Annotated in this window: 22 protein-coding genes; 9 read left to right on the forward strand and 13 right to left on the reverse strand. The window is 64.7% G+C overall.

The window, feature by feature from the left end:
• Positions 1 to 18: 18 nt before the first annotated feature.
• From VYI76_RS11135 to VYI76_RS11160, 6 genes are all read right to left on the reverse strand, one after another.
• Entirely contained in the window at positions 19 to 1,161 is a 1,143-nt protein-coding gene (locus VYI76_RS11135; protein ID WP_326524816.1) for a glycosyltransferase, read from the reverse strand.
• A gap of 91 nt (positions 1,162 to 1,252) precedes the next feature.
• Entirely contained in the window at positions 1,253 to 2,302 is a 1,050-nt protein-coding gene (locus VYI76_RS11140) for an NAD-dependent epimerase/dehydratase family protein (RefSeq protein WP_326524817.1), read from the reverse strand.
• Between the two features lie 64 nt (positions 2,303 to 2,366).
• Positions 2,367 to 3,641, reverse strand: a complete 1,275-nt coding sequence (locus VYI76_RS11145; RefSeq protein ID WP_326524818.1) for a hypothetical protein — start codon at positions 3,639 to 3,641, stop codon at positions 2,367 to 2,369.
• 6 nt (positions 3,642 to 3,647) lie between these two features.
• Positions 3,648 to 5,879, reverse strand: coding sequence for a GumC family protein (locus tag VYI76_RS11150; protein ID WP_326524819.1), 2,232 nt, complete (start codon positions 5,877 to 5,879; stop codon positions 3,648 to 3,650).
• A gap of 81 nt (positions 5,880 to 5,960) precedes the next feature.
• On the reverse strand, positions 5,961 to 6,671 hold the full coding sequence (locus tag VYI76_RS11155; protein ID WP_326524820.1) for a polysaccharide biosynthesis/export family protein: 711 nt from the start codon (positions 6,669 to 6,671) through the stop codon (positions 5,961 to 5,963).
• A 17-nt stretch (positions 6,672 to 6,688) separates the two neighbouring features.
• Complete coding sequence (locus VYI76_RS11160; RefSeq protein ID WP_326524821.1) at positions 6,689 to 8,116, reverse strand: O-antigen ligase family protein; 1,428 nt, start codon at positions 8,114 to 8,116, stop codon at positions 6,689 to 6,691.
• Positions 8,117 to 8,293: 177 nt separating this feature from the next.
• On the opposite strand from VYI76_RS11160, the gene VYI76_RS11165 reads away from it, so the two are divergent.
• The 4 genes from VYI76_RS11165 to VYI76_RS11180 all read left to right on the forward strand — a co-directional run bounded on the left by VYI76_RS11165 (position 8,294) and on the right by VYI76_RS11180 (position 13,539).
• The gene (locus tag VYI76_RS11165; RefSeq protein ID WP_326524822.1) at positions 8,294 to 9,544 is read left to right on the forward strand and encodes a glycosyltransferase; all 1,251 of its coding nucleotides are present in this window, start codon (positions 8,294 to 8,296) and stop codon (positions 9,542 to 9,544) included.
• The gene (gene asnB / locus VYI76_RS11170) at positions 9,544 to 11,508 is read left to right on the forward strand and encodes an asparagine synthase (glutamine-hydrolyzing) (protein ID WP_326524823.1); all 1,965 of its coding nucleotides are present in this window, start codon (positions 9,544 to 9,546) and stop codon (positions 11,506 to 11,508) included. The genes VYI76_RS11165 and asnB overlap by 1 nt, the downstream gene beginning before the upstream one ends.
• A 22-nt stretch (positions 11,509 to 11,530) precedes the next feature.
• Positions 11,531 to 12,691 (forward strand): glycosyltransferase family 4 protein, encoded by a 1,161-nt coding sequence (locus tag VYI76_RS11175; RefSeq protein WP_326524824.1) that lies wholly within the window; start codon positions 11,531 to 11,533, stop codon positions 12,689 to 12,691.
• Between the two features lie 128 nt (positions 12,692 to 12,819).
• The gene (locus VYI76_RS11180) at positions 12,820 to 13,539 is read left to right on the forward strand and encodes a class I SAM-dependent methyltransferase (protein ID WP_326524825.1); all 720 of its coding nucleotides are present in this window, start codon (positions 12,820 to 12,822) and stop codon (positions 13,537 to 13,539) included.
• 7 nt (positions 13,540 to 13,546) lie between these two features.
• Here the strand turns inward: VYI76_RS11180 and VYI76_RS11185 are convergent, their stop codons facing one another.
• Genes VYI76_RS11185 through VYI76_RS11195 form a run of 3 tightly spaced genes read right to left on the reverse strand, consistent with a single transcriptional unit; the run spans position 13,547 to position 17,672 of the window.
• Positions 13,547 to 15,598 (reverse strand): polysaccharide biosynthesis protein, encoded by a 2,052-nt coding sequence (locus VYI76_RS11185; protein WP_326524826.1) that lies wholly within the window; start codon positions 15,596 to 15,598, stop codon positions 13,547 to 13,549.
• Positions 15,595 to 16,620, reverse strand: coding sequence for an MraY family glycosyltransferase (locus tag VYI76_RS11190; protein WP_326524827.1), 1,026 nt, complete (start codon positions 16,618 to 16,620; stop codon positions 15,595 to 15,597). Before VYI76_RS11190 ends, VYI76_RS11185 begins: the two co-directional genes overlap by 4 nt.
• On the reverse strand, positions 16,620 to 17,672 hold the full coding sequence (locus tag VYI76_RS11195) for an NAD-dependent epimerase/dehydratase family protein (RefSeq protein ID WP_326524828.1): 1,053 nt from the start codon (positions 17,670 to 17,672) through the stop codon (positions 16,620 to 16,622). Before VYI76_RS11195 ends, VYI76_RS11190 begins: the two co-directional genes overlap by 1 nt.
• A 141-nt stretch (positions 17,673 to 17,813) precedes the next feature.
• Here VYI76_RS11195 and VYI76_RS11200 point away from each other — a divergent pair, with 141 nt between their 5' ends.
• Positions 17,814 to 18,572: a metallophosphoesterase gene (locus tag VYI76_RS11200; protein ID WP_326524829.1), complete on the forward strand. Its 759-nt coding sequence runs from the start codon at positions 17,814 to 17,816 to the stop codon at positions 18,570 to 18,572.
• Here VYI76_RS11200 and VYI76_RS11205 read toward each other — a convergent pair.
• Positions 18,556 to 19,356, reverse strand: coding sequence for a PDZ domain-containing protein (locus tag VYI76_RS11205; protein ID WP_326524830.1), 801 nt, complete (start codon positions 19,354 to 19,356; stop codon positions 18,556 to 18,558). The two genes, VYI76_RS11200 and VYI76_RS11205, sit on opposite strands and share 17 nt — an antisense overlap.
• Before the next feature lie 398 nt (positions 19,357 to 19,754).
• Between VYI76_RS11205 and VYI76_RS11210 the strand changes: the two genes are divergently transcribed.
• The 4 genes from VYI76_RS11210 to VYI76_RS11225 all read left to right on the forward strand — a co-directional run bounded on the left by VYI76_RS11210 (position 19,755) and on the right by VYI76_RS11225 (position 24,067).
• Positions 19,755 to 20,015: a hypothetical protein gene (locus VYI76_RS11210; RefSeq protein ID WP_326524831.1), complete on the forward strand. Its 261-nt coding sequence runs from the start codon at positions 19,755 to 19,757 to the stop codon at positions 20,013 to 20,015.
• A 181-nt stretch (positions 20,016 to 20,196) separates the two neighbouring features.
• A complete protein-coding gene (locus VYI76_RS11215; RefSeq protein WP_326524832.1) occupies positions 20,197 to 21,360 on the forward strand; it encodes a nucleotidyltransferase family protein in 1,164 nt (387 codons plus the stop codon).
• Positions 21,361 to 21,426: 66 nt separating this feature from the next.
• Positions 21,427 to 22,734: a UDP-glucose dehydrogenase family protein gene (locus VYI76_RS11220; protein ID WP_326524833.1), complete on the forward strand. Its 1,308-nt coding sequence runs from the start codon at positions 21,427 to 21,429 to the stop codon at positions 22,732 to 22,734.
• A 61-nt stretch (positions 22,735 to 22,795) separates the two neighbouring features.
• Positions 22,796 to 24,067, forward strand: a complete 1,272-nt coding sequence (locus VYI76_RS11225; RefSeq protein WP_326524834.1) for a nucleotide sugar dehydrogenase — start codon at positions 22,796 to 22,798, stop codon at positions 24,065 to 24,067.
• Here VYI76_RS11225 and VYI76_RS11230 read toward each other — a convergent pair.
• The 3 genes from VYI76_RS11230 to VYI76_RS11240 are packed head-to-tail and all read right to left on the reverse strand — an operon-like array spanning position 24,064 to position 26,316.
• A complete protein-coding gene (locus VYI76_RS11230) occupies positions 24,064 to 25,188 on the reverse strand; it encodes a glycosyltransferase (RefSeq protein WP_326524835.1) in 1,125 nt (374 codons plus the stop codon). The genes VYI76_RS11225 and VYI76_RS11230 overlap by 4 nt on opposite strands.
• A gap of 25 nt (positions 25,189 to 25,213) precedes the next feature.
• A complete protein-coding gene (locus VYI76_RS11235; protein ID WP_443018928.1) occupies positions 25,214 to 25,729 on the reverse strand; it encodes an FKBP-type peptidyl-prolyl cis-trans isomerase in 516 nt (171 codons plus the stop codon).
• 8 nt (positions 25,730 to 25,737) lie between these two features.
• Positions 25,738 to 26,316 (reverse strand): FKBP-type peptidyl-prolyl cis-trans isomerase, encoded by a 579-nt coding sequence (locus VYI76_RS11240; RefSeq protein WP_326524836.1) that lies wholly within the window; start codon positions 26,314 to 26,316, stop codon positions 25,738 to 25,740.
• Between the last annotated feature and the right edge of the window lie 87 nt (positions 26,317 to 26,403).

Raw genomic sequence — 26,403 nt, forward strand, 5'->3', positions numbered from 1 at the left:
GATACGGAATGCGTCAAGTCATTCGGCCTTGACCGCCGATGAGCGCCGCGCGACGCCCTCGATCGCCTCGATCCACGCCGCGGCGATCTTCTCCGAACTATAGTCGTCGGATCGCTCGAGCGCGGCGGCAGCAAGGCGTCGGCGCAAATCTGGGGAGCGCAGGAACCGGTCTATAGCGGTAACCAAGCCGGCGGCGTCGCCGGGTGAGAACTCCAGCCCGTACCTGTCGAGCTTTTCCCCGAGAACGTCCGATGTGCCCCCCGGACACCGCGCCACGATCACCGGCAGGCCGACGGCCATCGCCTCGATCATGGCATTGGGGAAGCCTTCGTACCGTGAGGGAAGTACGAAGCCGTCCGCCTCGGCGAGCGCAGGAAAGACATCCTGCACCGCGCCGGCAAAATGAACGCGCTGGCCTTGTCCCATGGCATGCGCCTGAGCCTCGAGATTGCCGCGTTCGGGGCCATCGCCGACGATGGTCAGTTGAACTTCAGCCTCGCGGAGGCGAACATCCGCGAAGGCGTCGATCAGCAGATCGACGCCCTTCTCACGCGATAGACGGCCGACGGAAACCAGGCGCACCAAGCGACCGGCCGCCTCGTCACGGTCCCGTCTGTCGGACACGGCGGGGCCCGCGGAATTGCCGATCACGACATTGCGCAAGCCGCGAAAGCGATCCGCCATCCACCTTGCGACATGGCCTGACTGCGCAACATGCAGGTGCGCGGTCGGATAGGCCAGCCGACGCAGCAATCGCCACGTGAGCGGCTGCCACTCTGCGGCGGGGTTGCTCCGTTCGGAAATGACCTTGCCACATCGCATCCCGATTGTGGCCAACAGCATCAGCACGTTGGATCGATCGGCGAGCGCAAGTACGACGTCAGGACGATAAGTCGTTACCGCCCTTCTGAACGCCAGCAATCGTCCCAGATTGTTGCGTACTGCCGTTATAAGGCCGCCACTCGCCCCCGCTCTGTCCAGCCCTATCCGGGTCACGCCGGGCGCGACCTGGTAGAAATCGGCTTCCGTCCCCGACAGGGTCAACAAGCAGACATCGTACTCGGCCTGATGAAAGACCTCTGACAGGCGAACCGCGACCCGTTCCGCGCCACCCGCAGACAGGCTGGAAACAAAGACAATTATTCTCAGTCGATTGCGCACGAAAGCCGATGTCCAGCCAAAGTTGACCAAGATATGAAGGCGTCTCCGCGTCTAGCCGACACACTGGGGTGCCGACGACGCGCGAACCCCGTCATTTACCGTAGTAATCCCGGAACCAGGCGACGAAGCGCGCAATCCCGTCGCGCACATCGGTCGCGGGGCGATAACCGGTCAAACGCTGCAACAGGCTCGCGTCGGCCCAGGTCGCAGGCACGTCTCCCATCTGCATGGGCATGTAGTTGCGGATCGCGTTCACTCCGAGTTCGGCTTCGATCGCATCGACGAAGTCGAGCAGACGCACCTTGTCGGAATTGCCGATGTTGACCACGCGGTACGGCGCGGCCGGCGAGAGGCTATCGCCATCTTCCACCGCTTCCCCAACCGCCGGACGAACCGGCGGGACATCGACGAGGAGGCGGATCGCCCGGACGAGATCGCCCACGAACGTGAAATCGCGATGCATCTGACCATTATTGTAAATATCGATCGGGCGCCCTTCAAGGATCGCATCGACGAACTTGTACAGCGCCAGATCAGGACGGCCCCATGGCCCGTAAACCGTGAAGAAACGAAACATCGTGGTTGGTATGCCCCACAGATGCGCATAGGCGTGCGCCATGCTTTCGTTGGCCTTCTTGGTCGCCGCGTAGATGGTCAGCTGCGTGTCCGCCTTGTCGGTCTCGGCAAAAGGCATGTCCTCGTTGGCGCCATAGACCGACGATGTGGAGGCCATCAGCAGATGCGCGACTTCCAGCTTGCGCGCGGCCTCCATGACGTTGAACGTCCCGATGACGTTGCTGTCGAGATAAGCGCGCGGCTGCTCCAGGCTGTAGCGAACGCCAGCCTGCGCGGCGAGGTGTACGATCACTTCGGGCCGGAATGCCTCAGCCGACGCCCATACCGCCGTCTCGTCTTCCAGCATCGCTTCAGTGGCAGAGAAACCGGGGTGACGACGGAGGTGCTCGTCGCGCGCCCGTTTCAGAGAGACGTCGTAATAGTCGGTGAACCCGTCATAGCCGTGGACGAGAAACCCTTCTTCGAGCAGCAGGTTTGCCAGATGGAAGCCGATGAAGCCAGCAGTGCCAGTTATCAGCACGCGGCGCCCAGCCGCAGGCTTGGCCACCACAAAGGGATCGCTCATCGTTTTACCACACCTTATCCTGATCAACGTCGCGAGGAACTCGACCGCGCGATTTCGGCGGCTCTTATCGCGAGGAGGCCGCCGCCGCCAGTTCTACCGTCCGATCACGCATGCCTGCCGCGATCGAAACCGTATCGAGAACAAGCGGACCGACTCTAACACCGCCTTCTGACTGGGAATCCCGTCCGGTCGCCACCAACGACATCTGCTGGACCGGACATCTTGCCGGAATTGCGATCGAGGACGTCAATTTCCGCGCCTCGTCGCTCGCGGGAACTTCCTGCCGCCAGGCCAGATCCTCGTGGCGCGGCGCGCAGCGCATTTCCCACGACAAGGATACCGGGTCCAGGTTCGGCACCGGCTCGACGGTATAATGAAAGCGATAGGTACCCGGCTTCAGGAACAGGAATCGGATCGCCGCGACGCCGTTGGCATTCGGCTGGGCGAACACCGCAACCCGCCCGTCGTCATCCTGCTGCGCGCGAGTGTCTGACGGATTGGACAACTGCCAGGTCAACGGCGCGAGCCGCGAATCCAGGGTGTCGCGGGTGAAGCCCGGGTCCGTCATCACCGACGGACGGACCCCCGGCAAGGAAAGCGCATAACGATAGGCCGTCGAATATTGGCGCGCGACCTCGAGCCGTCGTAGCAACAATGTGTCGAGCGGCCGATACGCTGCCGCACGGGGCAACCCGCCTCGCTTGAGAATCAGATCGGCCAAAGCAGCGGGCGCTTCGCCGTTGGCGATGGCGTATTCCAGGAAGCTCGGCATCCACGGCCTTTCACGACCGATCCACGGCATGAAGGCCGTGGCAATCTGCGGTTCGCCCAGCGCCGCCGTCAGAACAGGGAACAACACCGCCGGCGCGCGCTGGTCGGTGGACAGCGCCAGATCATAGCGATCGAGCGCGCCCGCCACATCGCCAGCCGACACCCGCTCCTCGATCATCCAGGCATTGGTACCCAGATCACGGCGCGAAACGCGGGTCGCGAGATGCATGAGCTTGAGGGCATCTCGGGCATTGCCCTGCGCGGCGGCGGCGATACCCATCAGTCGCAACCCGCCCACCGAAAGCGGGGCTCCACCCAATATCTGCCTCCCGCGATCTCGCAACTCAGCGGGCGACAGGTCGGCACCGCGAGACATCAGGAGCTGCTGCTCCATATCGGTCAGCAAAACGACGGGATCGCCTCCATCAAGGCGCAGCGCCACGGCGGGCGCCGTGTTCGCCAGATAGCCGACCGCAGCATGCCGCGCGGCCATGATCGCCAGTCCAACCAGCAGCGCCCAGAGGACCGCCTTGCGTATCGCGGGCGGGAGGGCGGCCGACGTCGTCACGGCCGATCAGGTCCGCGCGCCGTCGCCATCCTCAGAATCCGTCGAGCCGTATCCATAGCCGTAGCCATAGCCGTAGCCGTAGCCGTAGTCGCCGTCACGCCGGTTGAGCTTGGTAAGCACAGCACCGAAGATATGGGCATTGACCATGCGGAGGCGCTGCAATGCGCCGCGCACACCGCGCACGGGCACGCGACCGGCCTGGATCACATAGACGCATCCTTCGACCGCACCGGTGATGAGCGGCGCATCGGTCAGGCCGAGCACTGGTGGCGAATCGATAACGACGTGATCGAACTGCTCCAGCAACGCAGTGATCAGTTCCTTGAGCTGGTCGCCGCTCAGGAGCTCACCTGGGCTCGGCGGGGTAGGACCGGCAGTCATCAGCGACAGCCCCTTGAACCCGCTATCGCGAATGAGCGCTCCGGCATCCTCGCGACCGGTCAACAGGTTGCTGAGACCGGCACGGTTATCGATGGCGAACAGTTCGTGAACCGACGGGGACCGCATGTCCGCATCGATGAGCAACACGTTCTTGCCGGTACGACCGATAATCCGAGCGAGCGCCAGCGACGTCGTCGACTTGCCTTCGCCAGCGCGCGTGCTGGTCACCATGATCGAGCGTGGCATGCCGTGCGGTGTCGCGAAGGCCAGGCTGGAATGAATGCTGAAATAGGCTTCCGACAATGTCGATTTCGGGTCGGCGAGTTCCTCGGCCGGCGACCCTTCTGAAAGAGGCGCGAAGCCCAGCGTCGGCAACTGCAGCAGCTGCCCGACCTGCTGCTGGCTGACCACGCCCTCGTCGATCTGGTCAAGCGCGAACACCAGGCCGCCCGCGATCAGCAGGCCAAGAAACATCGCGATCGCGAGATTCTTGGGCAGGCTGGGCGCCGAGGCCGTCGTCGGCACTTCCGCCCGATCGACGATGGCGATGTTGTTCACGCCGACGGTACCGGCGACGCCGATCTCCTTGTAGCGCTGCAACAGCGCGTCGTAGAGTTGGCGGTTGGTATCCGCCTCGCGCTGGTAGATGCCGTACTGGATGTTGTCGCGCTGCTGCGAATCCAGCGCGCCCCGAAGTCGATCGACCTCACCCTTCAGGCGGCTTTCCTTGGCGAGCGCCTCCTGATAGGTCTGGAGATGCGCCTGCGAGCGACTGGAGGTTATGCGCGCGGTCTCCCGGGCGATACCCTGGTCGAGGCTGTCGATCTTCTCCTGCAATGCGCGGGCGGCGGGATAGCCCGGCTCGAACTGGACGAGCAATGTCGCGCGCTCGGCCGCCGCCTCGGCGCGCTGGCGGCGCATGTCCGCAATGGCGGTATTGGAAAGCGCCTCGACATTCGCCTCGCCGCTGCCCGAATTTACCCGGCTCTGCGCAGCGATGCGCTCCGCCACCGCCGTCGATAGCGCGGTATTCAGCGCCTCAAGATCGGCCGCGACCAAGGTCCGCTGGCCCATCGTGCGGCCATCGGGATTACGGACCGTTTCCAGCGCGACGATGCCCTTGTCGGTCGCATAAGCAACCGACTGTCGCTCCGATTCCTCGAGCCTTGACTTCAGCGCGGTGAGACGTTCCTCGAGGAACTTGCGGGCATCGGAGGTCGATGCGAACTGCCGGTCCATCGTGGCGCCGATGAACTGCTGTGTCCAGGCGTTGGCGATCTGAGCGGAAACCACCGGCGACCTGCTGGTATAGCTCACCTTCACCAGACGGGAACGCCGGACTGGCTCAACCGTCACGTTTCTAAGAAGCGTCGTAATCACTGCACGCTGACGCCGCTCGCGCTGGGCAGCGGTCAGTGCCCCGGTCTTCGGATCGCCCGCGGTCTTCTCATCGAGTTTCACACCCGCGGCCGCAAAGAACTCCTCGCTCCGCGCCAGGTCGAGCGAGGTCGAAACCCGCTCCGCCAGCGACGGCGCCTTGAGCAGGGCATACTGGGTCTCGTAGAATTCCATGTCCGGCCCGCTGCGATTGGAATCCAGCCCCTCGACGTTGGTGACCTTCTTCTGCTCGCGGCTGATCTCGATCTGGGTCGTCGCCGTATAGGTCGGCGCGGTAAGCAACGTAACGATGACCCCGATCGCTAGGCACGCCAGGACCGCGCCCAGCACAACCCATTTCCAGCGAAGCAGGAGGTAGAAGTACCGCTTCAGGATCGGCGGAGCGATCCATTGCGATTCAGGCGCCATACCTGCACCCGCACCCACGCTCGGCGTATCGGCAACCGCGACACTGTTCATATCAAAGCCCATAAACTGCAGCTACACCACAAAGTCCGAACTCCAGCGCCGGCCCGTCGCCGTTCGGCATCGGATCGTCCGTCACTGGAGTGCGACGATAAGCGGTGTCGTCAAGAGCGGTACGATCCCAAGGAAGTCCTTGAAAATCCTGCGCGCTCGCGAGTCCCCGACGACCACCACGTCATTCCCGAAGATCTCCGGGTCGGCATAGGCGCCTTGCCGGATCATGCGCAGGCTATAGAGCGCGGCAAGATCGCGCCCCTCAACCTGCCGGAACACCACGACATGGTCGAGATTGGAAAATTCGCTCGTCCCTTCCGATATGGCGATCGCGCGCAACAGCGTCATGCGACCAATTACCGGATACTGGCCGGGCTTGCGAACCTCCCCGTCGACGGTGACGACCTGGCTGACCGCTTCCTTGAGGTTGACGGTCACCTGCGGATCGCGCACGAACCGCTCCTTCAGGCGGTCACGCAGCAACGTCGCGACTTCATCCGGGGTCTTGCCCGCAACGTCGAGATTGCCAGCAAGCGGGAAAGATATGCGCCCGCCCGCATCGACCGCGATATCGCGCTGCTGCATTTCCGGAATGCCGAACACGTCGATCGTCAATTTGTCGAACGGCCCGACGAGATAGGGCCGGCTGGCCTTGGTCAGATCGAAACGGCCGGGTGACGGCAACGCATTGCCTTCAACCACCTGAAGATTTGGCGCACCGCCCACCTGGCTGGAACCGGCACAGGATACGAGCGACAACGCCGCCAGGCCCAGGACAAGGTGTCGGAACATGGTACGCACTTTCGATATCAATGTTCTGCAGGCCCGCGCCGCTCCACCGGAGCTTCATCCTGGTCGCGGTTGCCGAGCAGCGGGGTGGCCGCCCAAAGCACCGCGAGCGCGAAAAAAGCGGCCAGAGAAGGCGTCCGCAAGGGATAATCTCCACCGCTGGCAATAGCGAACTGGACGACAAGCACAAGTCCAAGCCGCGCAAAAAGCGCCGCTTCCGCCGTCGCTTGCAGGCCGGCGCGGGCGACCTGCGCGGTGCGGACAAAGAACAGCGCTACCCCGCAGACAAGCAATATTGCACCCGGCGCGCCGTGGGTGAGCACCACCTCGAGCCAGTCGTTATGGGCATGGTTGAGATAGCTGGTCGTGAGCAGCGCCCTCGGCTCATGCAGCTGATAGGCCTCGACGAACGTGCCGGCGCCGGTGCCGAACGGGAAGTAATGAGCCACCATTCGCGCGATGACGCCCCAACTCTCGAAACGCGTGTCCCCGCCCGCGCCCTGGCCCGCGATCCTCTGGAAAGCCTCGCCGCGATCAAAAAGCACGCTCAGCGTACCCAGCAGCGCCGCGAAGGCCAGCAAGCCACTCGCCATCAACCAGCGGCGGCGCAGGCCGCCCACTCGCGACGCCCCGCCTCCGCTCGACTGGTTTCCAGCGACACTCTCGACAGGGGGCCGGTAAAACAGGAGGGTAGATACGACACCCACCCCGCCGACGATCAGACCCAGTCGCGATCCGGTGATGAAGATCAATGGCACCATCATGGTCGCGACGATCAACGCCATCGCCTTGATGAAAACGGGAGCCGCAAAGTGCCATCGCAGCGAGGCGAAGGCGGCCAACATCGGGAACATCGTCGCGAGCAGAACCGCCTGGTGGTTGCGGTTGGCAAACAGACCAACCGCGGCGCCGGCATTGGTGATCGGGTAGAAGTAGAGCGGGCCGTCGGACGGCCCGAGCAGCTGCAGAAGCGCAATCAGGCCGCTGACGATGCCGATGGCGATCATGACGGGAAGCAGGATGCGCAGCCTCCCCGCCGCCCGCATACCCAGAAGCAGCATCGCGATCGGTACAGCCATAGCGAAAAGACTGCCCCAGGTCTCCCGAGGAACCAGCGACACCGCACGCCAGGCCGACCCCAGTCCCGCCACCGCGCCCACTTCCGCGACGATCCCCCTGCCGGGTAGATGGCTCCAAAGACCGGGCGGCAGCGGGACGAGTTGCAAAAGGGTCAGCCCCACAGCACCAAAGACAAGACCGAGCAGATACCGATACGGCCGGATCATCTCGCGTTGAAGACCGGACAGCCCCACTCCCATCGCCAGAAAAGCAACCGGCCAGAGCAGCACATTGCCAAGGATGTCGCCGCGAGCCGACCCGCCAATCGCGAACGTCAATACCAAGAATGCGCACATCAGCATCGTCAGCCCACGCACCCTGCGGTCCACGAGGCTTTCAGATCGCCCGCCTCGGCCGGCCCGTCGGCGACCATCGCTGTATCGGTCTCGAAGCATTGTCGCTCCTTTGCCCGAGCCGAGCCCTGCCGCCAACCCGTTGCGGCACACGCGCCTCGCCCATCAAAGTTGAAACCATTGCGGGAGAAAGCCGTGCGGGGTAATCGGCGGATGCGGTCGGGAAATCGCCACACGTCGGCGACACCCGAATCGCCGCGTCACGGCCTGGATCATCCGATACCGATCCGAAGTCTGGAAATCTTCTTGCAAACCCCGCGACACGCTCCGGTCATTCTCCACGTCATCTCGGGTCTGCGCACCGGAGGAGCCGAGCGTGCGCTGTACCGGCTGGTCAGCAACGGACTTGCGCGCGCATTCGACACCCACGTCGTATCCATGGATACAGAGGGTACCTATGGCGCTCCGTTGCGTAACGCCGGGGCAGTCGTGCACGCGCTTGATGCACGTCAAAGACCGGCGCGTGCCGCGGCTCGGCTCGCCGGCATCGCCCGAACGCTACGACCCGATCTGATCCAGGGCTGGATGTATCACGGCAACGCCGGTGCCCTGCTCGCCCACGCGGCGACACGAACGGCCGCGCCCCTGCTATGGAACATCCGACAGGGGCTGGACGACATTCGGGTAGAGGGCTGGGGCACCCGACAGGCAATCAGGGCGAACAGGCTTTTCTCGCGGAGGCCGCGGCGCATCCTCTACAATTCATATCGTTCGCGGGAGCAGCATGAGGCTTATGGTTTCGCCGGTCATGGCGGCCAGATCATCCCGAACGGCTTCGATACCGACGCTTTTCTTCCGGATCCCGATCGCCGCGCACGGTGTCGCACCACACTAGGCATCTCGCAGGACGTTGTTCTCGTCGGTCACTTCGCCCGCCTACATCCGATGAAGGACCACGCGGGCCTGCTAGGCGCGGCGAATATCGCGCTACATCAGGGCATGGACGCGCAGTTCCTGCTGGTCGGGACAGAAGTGTCGCCCGCCGCCACGGATTTCGAGACGCTGGTCGCGCCCGACTTTCGCGACCGCTTTCATTTCCTGGGGGAGCGCTCCGACATTCCGGACCTGATGCAGGCGATCGACCTGTATGTTTCGAGCTCATCCAGGGCGGAAGGCTTCCCCAATGTGATCGGGGAGGCGATGGCGGCAGGCGTGCCATGCATCGGGACCGACATTGGCGATACCGGTCGCGTCATCGGAACAAGCGGGATCGTCATCCCGCCTTCTGACGCGAGCGCACTGGCCGCAGCGTTGATCGAGCTTGCGCCCGCCCGGTCGCGCAGGCTGGCGCTCGGTCAGGCCGCGAGACGGATCATCAAACAGACATACAGCATCGACGCCGTGGTTGACCGCTATATCGACCTCTATCAGAGCGTCGTGAGCGATAGCCGGGAAAAACGATAATGTGCGGAATCACAGGATATTGGTCGCGCAAGACCCCGGCGACCAAACCGTTGGTGGAAGCGATGGCGGCGATAATCGCACATCGCGGGCCGGACGGCGGGGGATCGTGGATCGACGACCGGCGAGATGTCGCGCTGGCACACCGGCGTCTGGCGATCATCGACCTGTCCGAGGCCGGCCATCAGCCAATGATCTCGCCGTGTGACCGCTACGTCCTGACGTATAACGGCGAGATCTATAATCATCTCGAGCTCCGCCGCGAGTTGGACGCCGCCGGGGCCGCGTTTGCGTGGAAAGGCCATTCGGATACCGAGACGCTGCTCGCCGCAATCCGCCACTGGGGAGTACGGGGGGCGCTCGAGCGGCTGAATGGCATGTTCGCCTTCGCACTTTGGGATAACAAAACACGCGAGTTGACGCTGGCGCGGGACCGGATGGGCGAAAAGCCGCTCTATTACGGAACCAGCGGAGGCACCTTCTTCTTCACGTCGGAATTGAAGGCACTCGACGCCCATCCCGACTGGAGCGCGGAAATCGACCGCGATTCGGTGTCGTCGTTCCTGCGTTTTGCCTATGTGCCCGGTCCGCGATCGATCTATCGCGGCATTGCGAAACTGCCGCCGGCGCACTTCGTCGTGGTTGCCGACGACGGCCGGGCAGTCGGCGAGCCTGAAGCCTATTGGGATCTGGACGCTGTGGCACGCGACGGTGTCGCCCGGCGCGGGGGCAGCGATACGGAGATGATCGAGCAACTCGATGCGCTCCTGCGAGACGCGGTGAAGCTGCGTATGGCGGCCGACGTGCCGCTCGGCGCCTTCCTGTCTGGGGGGTTCGATTCCTCGATCGTCGTCGCGCTGATGCAGGCGCAGTCCAGCCGTCCCGTGAAGACCTTCACCATCGGCTTTCATGAAGAAGCCTATAACGAAGCGACCCACGCCCGCGCTGTCGCCGAGCATCTGGGCACCGAACATACCGAACTCTACGTCAGTCCGCGCGATGCGCTGGACGTCATTCCTCGCCTGCCGGCGATCTGGGACGAGCCGTTCGCTGATTCCTCCCAGATCCCGACGTTGCTCTTGAGCGAACTGACCCGCAAACATGTGACCGTCAGCCTGTCTGGCGATGGCGGGGACGAATTGTTCTGCGGCTACAACCGATATGCGATGGGCTATGCGATGTGGAGCAAGCTGCGTCTGCTGCCCTATCCCGCGCGCCGAATGCTGGCTGGAATGATGAAGCGATTTCCCAGCGGCATGGCCACCGCCATTGGCGATGCCCTGCCCGGCGGACTACGCCAGCAGAACCTTGGTGATCGCCTGCCCAAGATGGGTGACGTCATCGCGACGCGCGAAGGGCGGGACTATTATCGGCGACTGGTGTCGCATTGGAAGACGCCCGATGAGATAGTGATCGGCGGGAGCGAACCGCACCTCGACGCATGGGACGCCGGCTGGTCGACGCTAGACGATGTGCGCGACCAGATGATGCTGGTCGACAGCAAGACCTATCTGCCCGATGATATCCTGGTAAAGGTTGACCGCGCGAGCATGGACGTCAGCCTCGAAAGCCGTGTCCCCCTGTTGGACCACCGCGTGGTCGAGTTCGCATGGCGGACGCCGCTGGCCATGAAACAGCGCGGCGCCGAGGGCAAATGGCTGCTGCGCCAGGTGCTGTACAAATATGTTCCGCAGAAACTGATGGATCGCCCGAAAATGGGCTTCGGGGTGCCGATCGACAGCTGGCTCGCCGGCCCGTTGCGCGACTGGGCCGAGGCACTGCTCGACGAGCGGCGCCTGCGCGAACAAGGTATCCTGGACCCGCAGGCGATCCGGGCAATGTGGGCCGAGCATCTCTCCGGCGGTCGTCGATGGCATTACCTGCTGTGGGACGTGTTGATGTTCCAGGCCTGGCTCGAAAACCGCGGGTCGGCAGCGGCCGAGGCCCGCCTGACCGCGAAAGGTTGAGGCGCGACAAGCGCAATCCGCCATGACCGTCGGTACGATCCTGTTCGTCGCCCCCCAGGCGCGTTTCTTCCTGTCTCATCGGGTGCGCATCGCGCTCGCCGCCCAAGAGGCCGGCTGGAGAGCGGTCGTCGCGTGCCCCGAATCCGACGATGCCGAAGCTTTCACACGCCTGGGGCTGGCGCATGCGGCACTGCCCGTCGCGCGATCCGGGCTCAACCCTTTGCGCGACCTAGCGACGATCGCCCGCCTTAGGCAAATCATCCGCAGCTATCGCCCGGATGTCGCGCATCTCATTACCGCGAAGTCGGCGCTGTGGGGCGGGCTCGCCTGCCGGCTTAGCGGCACTCCCAGCGTGACCGCCATCACCGGCCTCGGCTACGTCTTCACCGAAGACAGTCACCGGAACAGGTTGCTGCGCCGTATCCTGCTTACGGCCTATCGCGTGCTGCTGAACCATCGCCGCAATCACTTCGTGTTCCAGAACCCGAACGACAGAGCGATTTTCGCGACAGCCGGAGTGCTGGATCACGCGGCTTCCACCATGTTGCCGGGTGCGGGAGTGGACCTTTTCGCAATCACCGCCAAGCCTGCACCGCCTGAGCCCCCTGTCGTGGTCCTGCCGGCCCGCATGCTGAAGATGAAGGGCGTAGAAGACTTCCATGCTGCGGCCCTGATATTGCGCGACGAGGGGATCGACGTAACCATGCGGCTGGTCGGCGACCCCGACCCATCAAATCCGACCAGCATGAACAGGCACGTGCTGGAAGATTGGGCGGCCAGGGGCGAGGTGGAATGGCTGGGGCACCGGCTTGATATCGATCGCGTCCTCGCCGACTGCCACATCGTAGCCCTGCCCTCCCGCGGAGGGGAAGGCTTGCCCAAGACTCTCATCGATGCCGCCGCGGCCGGCCGACCGGCGGTGGCGACCGCGATACCGGGATGCACAGAGGCGATCGTAGCTGGGACGACCGGCCTGTTGTGCCGGTCGCGTGATCCAGTCGATCTCGCAGCGAAGCTGCGCGTACTGATTGCCGACAGGAAATTGCGCGAGACGATGGGGGCCGCCGCAAGGCGCCACGCCGAAGACGTCTTCGACATCCAGCGCGTCATCTCAGCGCATCTCGACATCTATGGTGCGCTGGCCAAGGGTGATGCCCGCGCACTCGAAAGGAACGTGACATGATACCTTGGTGGGGCAAGATCGGCGCGAAGCTCATACTGTCGCGACTGCCCGTCAACTATCGCAGCTGGACGAAGCTTAAAATCTTCCGCCATGGTCATATGACAGATCCCGGCTATGCCACGCGCGTCATGCGCGCCCACCTCGACCAAGCGTACGGGACAGGCCGCGCACCGCCCACTGGCCTGTGCCTGGAGATCGGACCGGGCGATTCGCTGTATACGGCCTGCAGCGCGCACGCCGCAGGATTCTCGGGTTCAATCCTCGTCGATGCCGGCGCGTGGGCCGACCGGGATCTGGAGGGGTTTCGAGCCGCCGCGCGCGTCGCCGGTATAGCGCCAGACCAGATCGCGCGCTGGGGCAGCATCGACACGGCGTTGGCCGACCTCAACAGCCGCTATCTAACCACCGGGATCGACGCGATGCGAAGCCTGGCCGACAATTCGGTCGACTTCATCTTCTCGCAAGCCGTGCTCGAGCATATCCGGCGTCATGAGTATGACGCCTTCATCGCGGAAACCCGCCGCGTTCTGAAGCCTGGTGGTCGAAGCTCGCACCGTGTCGATCTGCAGGATCATCTGGCCCACGATCTCAACAACCTGCGATTCGGTCACAAGCTTTGGGAATCCGATTTCTTCACGTCGTCCGGCTTCTATACCAACCGGCTCAGCTACAAGGATCATGTACGCGCGTTCGAAGCGGCCGGCTACCGGATCAACGAGTTGAACCTCGATCGTTTCACCAAACCGACCGTCCGCCGCGCCAAGCTGGCGAGAGAATTTCGCGATCGATCCGACGACGAACTGACGGTGATGGCCTTCGACATAGTGGCGGAAAAGCCCCTGGGCTGAGCGCCGCTCAGTCGATCATCGAAGCGGCGGGCGTGGCGATTGCTCGACGACGGCGCATCAAGAGATCGCCGATCTCGCCTTCGGCTTCGAATCCGTCGACGAAGGCGGACAGCAGTTGGCGAATCCGAACGACGTCGTTGGCGTCGGCCGCTTCCCGCAAATCCCGCAGGCCGGTTTGCACATCGAGCCATGGATACATGCGCTCCCGCGCCCGCATCACCCGGCTATGATCGGTCGACAGCGCGGCATCGTCGATCAACAGTTCCTCGTAAAGCTTCTCGCCAGGGCGCAGCCCCATCACCTCGATCTCTATGTCGCCACGAGGGTTGTCCGGGCCCCGTACCGTTGATCCGGACAGTTCGATCATTTTCCGCGCGAGATCGATGATCCGCACCGGCTCGCCCATATCGAGTAGAAACACTTCTCCGCCCGTTGCCATCGCGCCCGCCTGCAACACCAGTTGCGCCGCTTCGGGAATGCTCATGAAATAGCGGGTCACATCGGCATGCGTCACGGTCAACGGGCCGCCGGCGGCGATCTGCCCGCGGAACAGGGGGACGACGCTTCCGCTCGACCCGAGCACATTGCCGAACCGGACCATCGAGAAGATGGTTCGATTGGAAAAGCTGGCCCGCCCGGCTTCAAAGCCGATGTCACGCTCTGCGGCCATGCCCTGCAAAAGGATTTCCGCAAACCGCTTGGTCGCCCCCATCACATTGGTCGGCCGCACCGCCTTGTCGGTAGAGATCAGCACGAAGCGTCCGACGCCGTTTTCCAACGCGGCGCGCGCCACGGTATAGGTTCCGACGATGTTGTTCTCGATACCCTCGCGGACATTGTTCTCGACCAGCGGGACATGTTTGTAGGCCGCCGCGTGATAAATCATCGAGGGGCGCCAGGACGCGCATATCTCGCCTATGCCCTTTGCATCCCGCACGTTGCACAGCAGAGGCACCAGCTCGGTTTCGCCGCCAGCCTGTTCCGCGATCCCGGACAACTCGCGGTGGATCGCGTAGAGCCCGTATTCGGACACTTCTACCAGCAGCAACCGGGCCGGTTTGATGCGCAGCAGCTGGCGGCAAAGCTCGCTACCGATACTCCCGCCGGCACCCGTCACCATGATGACCGCGCCTTCGACATGCTGACGCAAGCGACCAAAGTCGCCCGGCACGGGATCGCGTCCCAGCAAATCCTCTATGTCGAGGTCGCGCACCTCCGACAGCTCGACGCGGCCGGTAGCAAGATCTTCGACGCTGGGAACGGATCGCACGTGAATCGCATGCGGTCGCAACCAGTCGATGATCGCATTGCGCCCCGCCCGACCGAGGCGCGGCATGGCGAGGAGGACGCTATCGACCTGCTCATCGACGATCAGGCGCTTCGCACGGGCGCGGTTCATCACATCGACGCCGTAGACCTGGCGGCCCTCCTTGCGCGGATCGTCGTCGATAAAGCCGACGATTTCATAGTCGCGGCTGGTCAGCAGCGCGCCCACCGTTTGAATTCCGCTGGTGCCGGCACCAAAAATCAACAGCCGCTCAAGTGGACGCTCGCTGCGTGCGCCCAACAGGCCCGGCGCCAGCAGGTATCCACCAAGCCCGCGCAGCGCCAGGACCGCCCAAGCGTAGATGATGGGCTGAATGAAAGAAACAGTGCGGGGGACACCGGGAAACCCGAGCAGCAAAACGCAAGCAGCAAACAGGAGCGTGTAGGTCGATACCGCCCGCGCGATCGCCACCGTCGCGCCGAAGCCACTGTAGCGAAAGATCGCCCGGTACATCCCGAAACGCGCGAAGATGGGAAGCGACAGCGCGACGCCAAGCCAGAATATGAAGACCTGTTGCGCTGTGGTCGGAACGAACATCTCCTCATAGCGAAGACTGAACGCCATCCACATCGTGACGAGCGACAAAGCGCTGTCCGCCACCATCATGATGGCCTGCTTTTGTCGTCGAGAAAGGCGGGTCAGCCAGCCTGAAGCCCCCTGGCGCAGCGCGGAGAGGCGACTGCGCGCTGCGGCAAACGACCCCGGTTGCGATGCCCGGATGTCATCGGTCATGCGCCGCGATCCCCCGCTCCGAGCAATAGAGCGCCGACAAACAGGGGCAACATGGCGGTGACCACGCCGGCCGTTTCTCCAATCGTCTCGGTGGCGATCAGATAGGCCAGCGGAAAAAGCCACAGCCAGGTGATCGCGAGCGCGCTGACGGTGATCGGAAGGTGCCCACCCACGCGACGGGTCCAGCGCTGGTAGGCGTGTGACCGATGCGCCTCGTAGACTTTCTCACGGCGCAACAGTCGCCGGATCAGTGTTACCGTCGCGTCGGCGATGAACACGCCGGGCAGTATCGCCCAGGCATAGGCCAGACGCGGCGCGACTGTACCCATCGCGAGCACCAATGCAGCCAGCATGAAGCCCAGGAAGCCGCTGCTCACATCGCCCATGAAAATGCGTGCCGGAGGCCAGTTCCATGGCAGGAAACCCATCGTCGCGGCGGCCAAGACGAGCGGGATGGCGATTACGGGGAGTGACCCCAGCCCCGTGCCCGACGCGACGACGACGCCACCCAGCACCACGACGAGGGTCAGGCCTGCCGCCAACCCGTCGATGCCGTCCATGAAGTTGTACAGGTTTACCATCCAGACGACAAACAGCACCGACACCAAACCTGCGCCGACGATCCAGTCCGCCTGCCAAAATACGATCAGATCGAGCGGGAGCGGCCCGATCCACCAGATCAGCCAAATCGCCGCCGCGAAATGGGCGGCCAGCCGAACGAGCGGTGGGACATGGCCATGATCGTCCAGCCAGCCGACCATGGCCACGGCAATGCCGCCGCCGACCAAACCGAAAACAAGATCTGACGACACTCCGAGCAGCCAGGGGGAGGCAGCCGTTGCGAGCAGGGTGGACAACACGATCGATGCGCCCCCCCCTCGCGGCGTGGGCGTGTGGTGGGCGCTGCGATGACCCGCCTGATCGATCAGTTCGACGTGTAAAGCATAACGCCGCAGCGCCCCCGTCAGTATCAACGCGATCGCGAACACGGCATTGGTCAACAGGATAAGCGTGAGTTCCATCAGTCGCCGCTTTCGCGATCGGCACGAAACGCCGCTACTGTTTCCGCGAATCCTTGCTCGACTGTGTAGGCGGGCCGCCAGTCCAGCGTCGATCGCGTGTGGGTGATATCCACCCTCAGCGACCCGAGCAGACGTCGCACCGCCGCCCCCTTGCCCGTCACCGCACCGAGCACGGTCAGCACGCCAATGGGAATCGGGACCAGCATTGGTCGGCGGCCCATCGCAAGCGCCAGACGGCGGACAAGATCCGCGGTGGAAAGATCCTCGCCATCGCTCACCAAGAATGTCTCGCCCACAGCCGCCGGATGCTCCGCTGCCCGGATGCAGAGGTCCGACAGATTACCCACGAATACCATCGACCGCAGATTCCGTACCCTGGCAAAGGGGAGAGGAACACGCGACGCCACCGCCTTCATGACAGCCCGAAAATTCGCTTTGACGCGCGGGCCGTATACCAGAACCGGGCGGACCACCACTACCTCCAGACCAGTTGCGCGCGCGATGTCGAACAGGCCCTGCTCTGCCTCCAGCTTGGATTGACCATAAGGGTCGCATGGCGCCGCCGGATCATCGGCGCGATATGGCCTGTCGATGTCCGTTCCCTCGCCGTTGACCTTGATCGAACTGACAAAAACAAGCCGCTTGACGCCGGCCGCCGCAGCCTGGCGGGCAAGAGCCAGCGTTCCAAGCGTATTCGCGGCGCGGAACGCAGCGAGCGGATCGCTGGCCCGATCGTTCATTACGTGCACGCGAGCAGCGGCATGAATGATGACGTCGAGCCCGGCAACGGCACGAGACCAGTCGGCTTCGGGGCCGAGGTCTGGAGATGCTGCCCACCCGACCCCTGCGGGCTGCGAGGCTGGTTTGGTTCGGGAAATCTCGCGCACCGAGAACCCGCGCGCCACAAGATCTCGCACGAGCCAAGCACCGACAAGGCCGCTGGCTCCTGTTACACCAACCCCCGATACCTTGCGACCGCCGTCCATCGGACGGAGCGGATAGCGATTCCCGACTATAATAAAAGGAAAAATCCGAAGCTGGCGGCGCCGCATTCTCCGACCGATCGATCAATCGCGCGGTTGTCGCGCCCTGACGAGCAGCGTAGGGGCAGACCGGAGGTGCGGCGTGTAGCTGCCCATACCGCAACGATCATACTCTTGGTGACGCAGACTACGGTTCTGGTTCAGCTCAACATGTTACACAGGCTTCTCAAAAGGGGGCGCAATCCCCCCCTCGCACCGCCCCGCATCCCCGACGGCGAGCGCATCTATGCGATCGGCGACGTCCACGGTCGCGACGATCTGTTCGCCGAACTGGTCGCGCGGATCGACGCGGACGACGCCGCACGACCGGCGGCCCGTACGCAGATCATCCAGTTGGGGGACCTGATCGATCGCGGACCGGCCAGCGCCGCCGTAATCGACCGCGCCATCCTGCTGTCGCGCGACCGGGGTGCCCGTTTCCTGGCGGGGAACCACGAGGAGCTTCTTCTGCTGGCTCTCGACGGGGATCGTGAGGGGCTGCGCATGTTCTCCCGCGTCGGCGGACATGAAACGATGATGAGCTACGGCCTTGCCGACGATGCCTATCAACGGGCCGATTTCGACGAGCTGCTAGATCTGATGCGGCGTCACATCCCCGCTGACCATGTCGATTTCCTGCGCGGCATGGAGGATGTGATCGAGGTCGGCGACTATGCCTTCGTCCATGCCGGCATCCGGCCAGGCGTTCCCCTGGCCAGGCAGCGCACGGCACATCTGCGCTGGATTCGCGGTGCGTTCCTCGACAGCGAGGTCGTGCATCCGCGCTTCATCATTCACGGACACACGATCACCGATACGGTCGATGAACGGCCGAACCGGATCGGGATCGATACCGGCGCCTACGCCACCGGCCGCCTGACCGCGATCGGGCTGGAAGGAGCCGACCGCTGGTTCATTCAGACGGAGTGACCAGCAGGTCGGCGGGTGGCAGCACCCCCTGTCCCGCCGAACGGCGTTCCGCGACCCGCGCGACCTCGAAGCGAATCGCCGCTACACGATCTCGCCACGCGGGGTGCGTGCGGTTCGAGAAGATGCCGGAATCGCGCCGCCGCGCGGCCACGCTCCAGAAATCGATCGCGGCTTCAGATCGATAACCCGCCATCTCCAACAAATAGACGCTGAGGCGATCAGCGGCGAGTTCTGCGCCACGCAGCGCCCGTCCACCGCGCCCTAGACCAGGCAGTAAAACGCCACGATACGGCCGCAGCGCCGAATCATGTTCGAGCACGACATGCGCAAGCTCATGCGCGACGAGCGGCGCAAGATCCTCTTCGCGCCGCGCCGGATCGACGAGCCCGCTCGAAATCTGCACCCGGACCCGCCCGGCACTGGCATTGTCGCTCCCGCCGGCACGAACCTCGAACCGCGCGTGGCAAGCGGCAACCGGACGCAGGCCGATCGCCATCGGCACACCTCCGCGATCGATCACCAGTTCGGCCCGGCCATCGACCAGCGCGATATCGAGGCGGTCGCGGACCGCGTCCGTATCTGCGGTGGTGCCCGCCGCCGCCGCCGGGTGGACCAGCACGGTCTCGGCGCCATCGATCGCCACAATCCGATCGCCCGCCGCCAGCCCGGCGCGCGCCGCCGGGCCGCCCGGACGGACATGGGTGATCGTCGGCCGATCGGCGAGTGCCAGCAACGCCGTCGCAGCAGGTCGATAGTTGGCCGAGTACTCGGACAAGGTCTGCACGATCATGCCGCTGGCCCACCCACGTTCTCGGCATAGGGGTTGAGAGGCAACGGCGAGGCGCTCCCCCACCTCCAGCAGCGCGGCGTCCCGCTCAGCCAGCAGCCGGACGGTGGCGCCGGACGCGTCCGCATCCGGCACGGGGGCAAACCCGGTGACGCTCGTCATACAAAGGCACAGAAACGCCGCAGCGACACCGACCTTAATCTTTCGGCAACCCATGCGGCCTGATAGCGGTACGGCCTGGTGCCGGCAAAGTGTGGCGAACGACCGCCAGGCAAATTTTTTGTCGATGCAGCGATTTCCGGGTCGAAGCGTTGTTTAACCACCCTTGTCATTGCAGGACCGCTGTGACATAGGCTCGTCAAATTCGACGCAAGGTTACGCGAAAGGGAGTTTTTATGCGGGTGTCCAAGTTCATGCTTACGATCGCGGCCGCGTCTATGGCGACGATGCCCGTCGTCGCTAGCGCCGCGACCGCCAACCCAGCTGCGAAGCTGTCGGCCTCGAACAGCGCGCCGGCCTCGCCGCGCGCGTCGGCCAAGGCAGCCGATCAGAAGGCATTTGGCGGTAGCTGGCTTCTTCTTCTTCTCGCCGGTGTGGCGGTGGTTGGCGGCGTGATCGCCGGCACCAGCGGCAAGTCGACCCCGTCGAGCCCGTAAGCTTCGCGCTTACCTAATATTTCGATCTGCCCGCCGTCTCGGTTATATCGAGCCGGCGGGCTTTTCGTATTTGTAAGCATCCTACACCGACCGTAACCCTTCCACGAGGCCCCGTTTGCAAGCGGGATGATTGATTCGCGGATCATTCCAGCGCGACTCGACGGGAGCGCCAGAATAGAACATGCGCCACAGTGAGGAATTCAGCCTCGTCGCGACATGCTGCGGGTGGCCCCATGATGAGACTCATCTGGACGCTGTGCGCGCACTCGCTGGCACCGGGATTGAATGGGCTCGCGTCGTCGCGATAGCGCAACGGCATCGCGTTGAGGGATTGGTGTCCCAAGGGCTGCTGCGCTCAGGCACCTCCCTGCCCGATCCGATCCGCGCGGACATGGTTGCCGCAGGTCGCCGCGCCGCGGTCCAGGGGATGCAGCAAGCAGCCGCATCGTGCGATCTGACCCGGCGGATCGCCGATGCTGGCGCGCGCGCGGTGATCGTGAAGGGCGCGCCCCTGGCGATGCTCGCCTATGGCTCGCTGTCGATAAAGACATCGCACGATATCGACATACTGGTCGCGCGCCGGGACGTCCGCGCGGCGTGGCAGGCGGTCGAGACCGCAGGCTACCGCCGATACAATCCGCCGATCGACCAGATCGACGACGACCAGCTCGATCGCTGGTTCGATCACGCGATCGAAGGGAGCTGGCAACATCCCGACAGCGGAACTATCGTCGAAATCCATTCCCGGCTGTGCAGCCACCCCGTGTTCGACGCCGCGGTTTCCGTACGTTCGCCTACCCAACAGGTCGCCCTGGGGACGGTCGGCCAGGTCGAGACGCTCAGCGATGAATCGCTCTACACCTATCTGTGCGTGCACGGCGCGACGCACGGCTGGCGACGGCTGAAATGGCTGGCGGACATCGCCGCCTTCGCCGCCCGCCCCGAGGTCGATCCAGCCATGCTCCATGCCGCCGCGGGCCGCGCCGGGGCCGGGCGATGTTCGGCGCAGGCCTCCGCGCTGGCGCGGGAAATGCTGGGAGTTCCCGGCTGGGTTCCGTACCGTGAGCAGCGCGCTCCGGTCGTCCGCCTGCTGGCCTCCGCCGCGCGCGCCGCGATGATCGGCAAAGACGAAACGACCGACGACATGGGCCCCTGGGGCGAACCGGCGGGGGTGATCCTGTCCCGCTTCTGGCTGGGCCGCGGGCTGGGGTTCAAGTGGGCCGAACTGCGCCTCCGTCTGCGCCATCCGACCGATCGCGCGCGACAGGCGGCGACGAGCGAGCGCGGCTATCTCGCGATCGCGCTGCGCCGCTTGGCCGGACGGTTGCGCCGCGCCTTCGGCTAGGATGATTGCGGTCCACAGCGGTTCCCCCTAAGGCGCCGTGACGATTGATTTCTCGAGGACAGACCTTTGCGTATCGCGATGATCGGAACGGGCTATGTCGGCCTGGTTTCTGGCGCCTGTTTTTCGGATTTCGGGCACGAAGTGGTGTGCGTCGACAAGGACGCGGCAAAGATCGAGGCCCTGCATCAGGGCGTCATGCCGATCTACGAGCCCGGCCTTGCCGAACTGGTCGGGGCGAATGTGCGCGCCGGACGCCTGTCGTTCACGACCGACCTGACAGAGGGTGTGAAGGATGCCGATGCGGTGTTCATCGCGGTCGGCACGCCCTCGCGCCGCGGCGATGGCCATGCCGACCTGACCTATGTCTTCGCCGCCGTGACCGAGGTGGCCCAGGCGCTGACAAAACCCGCCGTGATCGTCACCAAATCGACCGTGCCGGTCGGCACCGGTGACGAGGTCGAGCGGATCCTGGCCGAAGTCGCGCCGGACAAGGGCGCCACCGTCGCCAGCAACCCCGAGTTCCTGCGCGAGGGCGCCGCGATAGAGGATTTCAAGCGGCCCGACCGCGTGGTGTGCGGCGTCGAGAGCGACGAATCGCGCCGTGTGCTGTCGGAAATCTACCGCCCGTTGACGACCAATCGCTCGGTGCCGATCCTGTTCACCGGCCGCCGCACGGCGGAGATGATAAAATACGCCGCCAACGCCTTCCTGGCGGTGAAGATCACCTTCATCAACGAGATCGCGGACCTGTGCGAGAGCGTCGGCGGCGACGTGCAGGAAGTGGCGCGCGGCATCGGACTGGACACGCGCATCGGCGCGAAGTTCCTGAACGCCGGGCCGGGCTATGGCGGATCGTGCTTCCCGAAGGATACGCTGGCGCTGCTCAAGACGGCGGCCGACAACGAGGTGCCGCTGCGCATCGTCGAGGCGACCGTGCAGGTCAACGACGCGCGCAAGCGGGCGATGGGCCGCAAGGTCATCAAGGCGATGGGCGGCGAGGCGCGGGGCAAGACCGTCGGCGTGCTGGGCCTGACCTTCAAGCCCGACACCGACGACATGCGCGACGCGCCCAGCCTGGCGCTGATCCAGGCGCTGCAGGATGCCGGGGCCACGGTAAAGGCTTATGATCCGGAAGGGTTCGAACAGGCGCGCCCCCTGCTGACCGACGTCGAGTTCTCCGCCAGTCCCTATGCCGCCGCGGACGGCGCCGATGCGCTGGTGATCGTGACCGAATGGGATGCGTTCCGCGCGCTGGACCTCGGCCGCATCGCCCGATCGATGAACGATCCGGTGCTGGTCGATCTGCGCAATATCTACCCGCCCGAGGAGGCCGCGCGCGCCGGCCTGAAATTGAGCGGCGTCGGCAAGGGCTGAGATTGGCGGCCGCGACCGACAGCGGCAGACACTGAACAGGTTTAACAAGGATTTCGGGGCGATGCATAACGACAAGGTCGTCGTCGTCGGACTGGGCTATGTAGGATTGCCGCTGGCGGTCGCGCTGGCACGCACGCATGAGGTGTGGGGTTTCGACGTCGACCGCGCGCGCATCGAGGAGTTGCGGACCGGACATGACAGGACCGGCGAGATCGATACCGATCGATTGAACGCATCCACGCTGCGGCTGACGAGCCAGCCCACCGATTGCCCCCCCGCCGACATCCTCATCGTGACTGTCCCGACACCCGTCACCGCCGACAACACGCCGGACCTGACGATCGTGCGCGCGGCCACGCGCACCGTCGCCGCGATGATTGACCCGACGCGCAAGCCGATCGTCGTCTACGAAAGCACCGTCTATCCGGGCGTGACGGAAGACATCTGCGGGCCATTGATCGAAGAGGAAACCGGCCTTGTCTGTGGCCGCGACTTCTTTCTCGGCTACTCGCCCGAGCGGATCAATCCGGGCGACCGCGAACATACCGTCGATCGCATTACCAAGGTGGTGGCGGGACAGACGCCCGAGGTGCTCGACCGGCTGTCCGCCCTCTATGGCGCGGTCACGACGGGCGGCGTGTTCCGGGCCGCGTCGATCAAGGCCGCGGAGGCCGCCAAGGTGATCGAGAACGCCCAGCGCGACATCAACATCGCCTTCATGAACGAGATCACGCGCATCTTCGCGCGGGTCGACCTGTCGATCTGGGACGTGCTCGCCGCGGCACGAACCAAGTGGAACTTCCTTCCGTTCCAGCCCGGGCTGGTGGGGGGGCATTGCATCGGGGTGGACCCCTTCTACCTCAGCCACCTGTCCGAGCAGATGGGCTATCACCCGCAGGTAATCCTGGCCGGCCGCGAAACCAACGACACCATGGCGGACTGGGTTGCCGGAGCGATCCACGACCGCGCCGGAAGCGCCGGCACCGCACTTGTCCTGGGGCTGACGTTCAAGGAGGACGTGCCGGATCTGCGCAACAGCAAGGTTGCAGACCTGATCGCCGGGCTGAAGGCGCGCGGGCACGATGTGACCGTCCATGATCCGCTGGCCGACGCGGGCGAAGCGGCGCACGAATACGGCCTCGATCTCGACGCATCGGCACTCGATCGCCGCTACGACCTTGTCGTCCTTGCCGTCGCCCATGACGCATATCGCGACCTGGGCGCATCCGGGCTGGCCGGGCTGGTCAAGCCGGGCGGGCTGCTCGCCGACATGAAGAATGCCGCGCCGACAGCTGCGACGACCGGCGACGGGATAGACTATTGGTCGCTTTAGCCTTGCGGGCCCCGGACGGCGCCAGTTTGCACTGATTCGAACAGGGCCACCCATTGCCGGGCGACGGTCTCGATCGCGCATTTCGCCCGCAACGCGTCCCGCTCCACCTCAAGCTGCGGCATGTCAGGCTCAAGCACCCGCTCCAGGCCGGCGGCATAGTGGCCCGCATCGCTGTTAAGCGGCAGCAGGACGCCGTTCACCCCGTCTCGGATCAGTTCGGCCGGGCCGGTGGGGCAATCGAGGGCCGCGGCGGGCAGTCCGTAACACAACGCCTCCAGAAGGCTGTTGGGGAAGCCTTCGAGCAACGATGTCGTCGCGAATGCGTCGGCCCGCGCGTACCAGTCGTGGAGATTGCCCGCGCGCCCGACAATGTGGATGCGACCGCTCATCCCCAGCGTTTCGACCTGCCTTTCGAGGTTTTCCCGCTCCACGCCGCTTCCCAGGATCGCCAGGGTCCATTGGGGATGGCGATCTGCCAGCCGCGCGAAACTTTCGATCAGCAGAGCGAAATTCTTCAGCGCGTCGAGCCGGCCGACACCGAGCAGAAGTTTGGCGCCCTGCCGGACGACTGTGTCCGGATTTACGGCAGGCGGCGACGCGGGAATCGGCAGTTCGATGCCGTTTATCAGCACCGTCCCCCGGGCAGCGGGAATCTCGCTTCGCAACCATTGCAGGCCACGTTCGGTCTGCATCACGGTGCGGGAGGCTCGCGGATAGGCCCAGCGCCGCAGGCGCCCCAGCATGGAAGGTGTCGGCTCGTTCGGCGGATAGCTGCATTCCGCGACGACGACGGGCACCTTCATCCCGATCGTCGCCATCAGGACCGACACGTTCACATTGTACAGGAACGACACCACCACATCGGGCGCCACGTCCTGAACCAGCGTTCGCAAACTGACGAGGCGGCCGAGGCGCCCGCGCCGCCAACCCGACCCTGCCCGGTCGACGAGATGGAGCACCTCGACGGCTGGGTCGAGCGGATAGACACTCTCCTTCGGTCCCAGAAAGGTCGGGGTCAGGACGACCGAATGGCCCGCCCGGCTCCATTGATTGCAGAGCAAGGCCGCCACCCGTTCGGCGCCGCCCCCGCTCATGTTGCTGATCAGGACCAGAATACGCATGCGATTACCCTCGACGTCCACGCGATCAGCGCGGGCGACCTTCGAGATTTGGGGTCGCGCGCTGGACGGCGACCAGATCGACATCGAACACCAGCACGGAATGCGCCGGGATCGGGCCGGTGGCGCGGGAACCGTAGCCGAGATCCGGGCCGATCCACAGCCGATAGCGCGCGCCCGTCTGCATCAGCTTCAGCCCTTCGGCGAAGCCGGGGATGACGCCCGCCACCGGCATCGGCACGGGCCGGCGGCTTTCGTCGAAGGCCGTCCCGTCGACAAGCGTGCCGCGATAGGTGACGACGGCGACATCGGCATCGGTGGGCCGCGCTCCGGCTCCGGCCATCAGCACCTTGTATTGCAGGCCCGAGGCAGTTTCACGAACCCCTTCGGCATGGCGATTCTTGGCGAGGAAGGCGCTGGCCGCGGCGGGCGAAGCGCGGAACATCGACACCGCGGTGAACAGCGCCGCCATCGCCAGCGCACCGACCAGCACGCCGATCCAGAAAGGCTTGTGCGGCGACGAGACCCCGCCGGTGCCGGACATGCCGGCGATCAGCGCCCCGGCGGGGGGGCCGGAGCCGGCGCGCCGCCTGGCATGCCACCCGGCATTCCGCCCTGCTGCATCTGTTGCATCTGCATCTGGCGAATCACTGATTCGGGCAGGAAATCGAGCAGTTCGATCTCGAAATCGAGCACCGAATTGGCCGGGATCGGCCCCGAATCCTTGTCGCCATAGCCCAGTTCGGGCTTGATCCAGACGCGGTACTTGGCGCCCTTCGGCATCAGCTTCAGCGCCTCGGAAAAGCCCGGCACGACCCCCGCGACCGGAAGCGGGGTCGGCTGCTGGCTCTGGTCGAACACCGTGCCGTCGGTGAGCTTGCCGACATAGTTGATCAGCGCGACGTCGGTTTCGGTCGGCTTCGCGCCGGCACCCGGCGTGATGACCTGATACTGGAGCCCCGAAGCCGTAGTGACGACGCCGGGCTTCTTCGCGTTGCCAGCCAGGAAATCGACCGGCGCCTGCCACGCGAGCGCCGCCGCGCCGACGACGGCGAGCAGCAGCCCGATGACCAGATAGGTGATGTAGCGGCGCTTGACCGGCTGAATCGGAACGGCGGTGACCGACGACATGGCGGGTCCAGTGCTGCTCGGCACGACCGCTCAGCCGCACCGTAAGTTGAGAAAGTTGAGACTTGCCCCGCGCAAGGCGGCGGGGCG

This window comes from Sphingomonas sp., assembly GCF_035910975.1.
In the GTDB taxonomy this organism is placed as follows: Bacteria; Pseudomonadota; Alphaproteobacteria; order Sphingomonadales; family Sphingomonadaceae; genus Sphingomonas.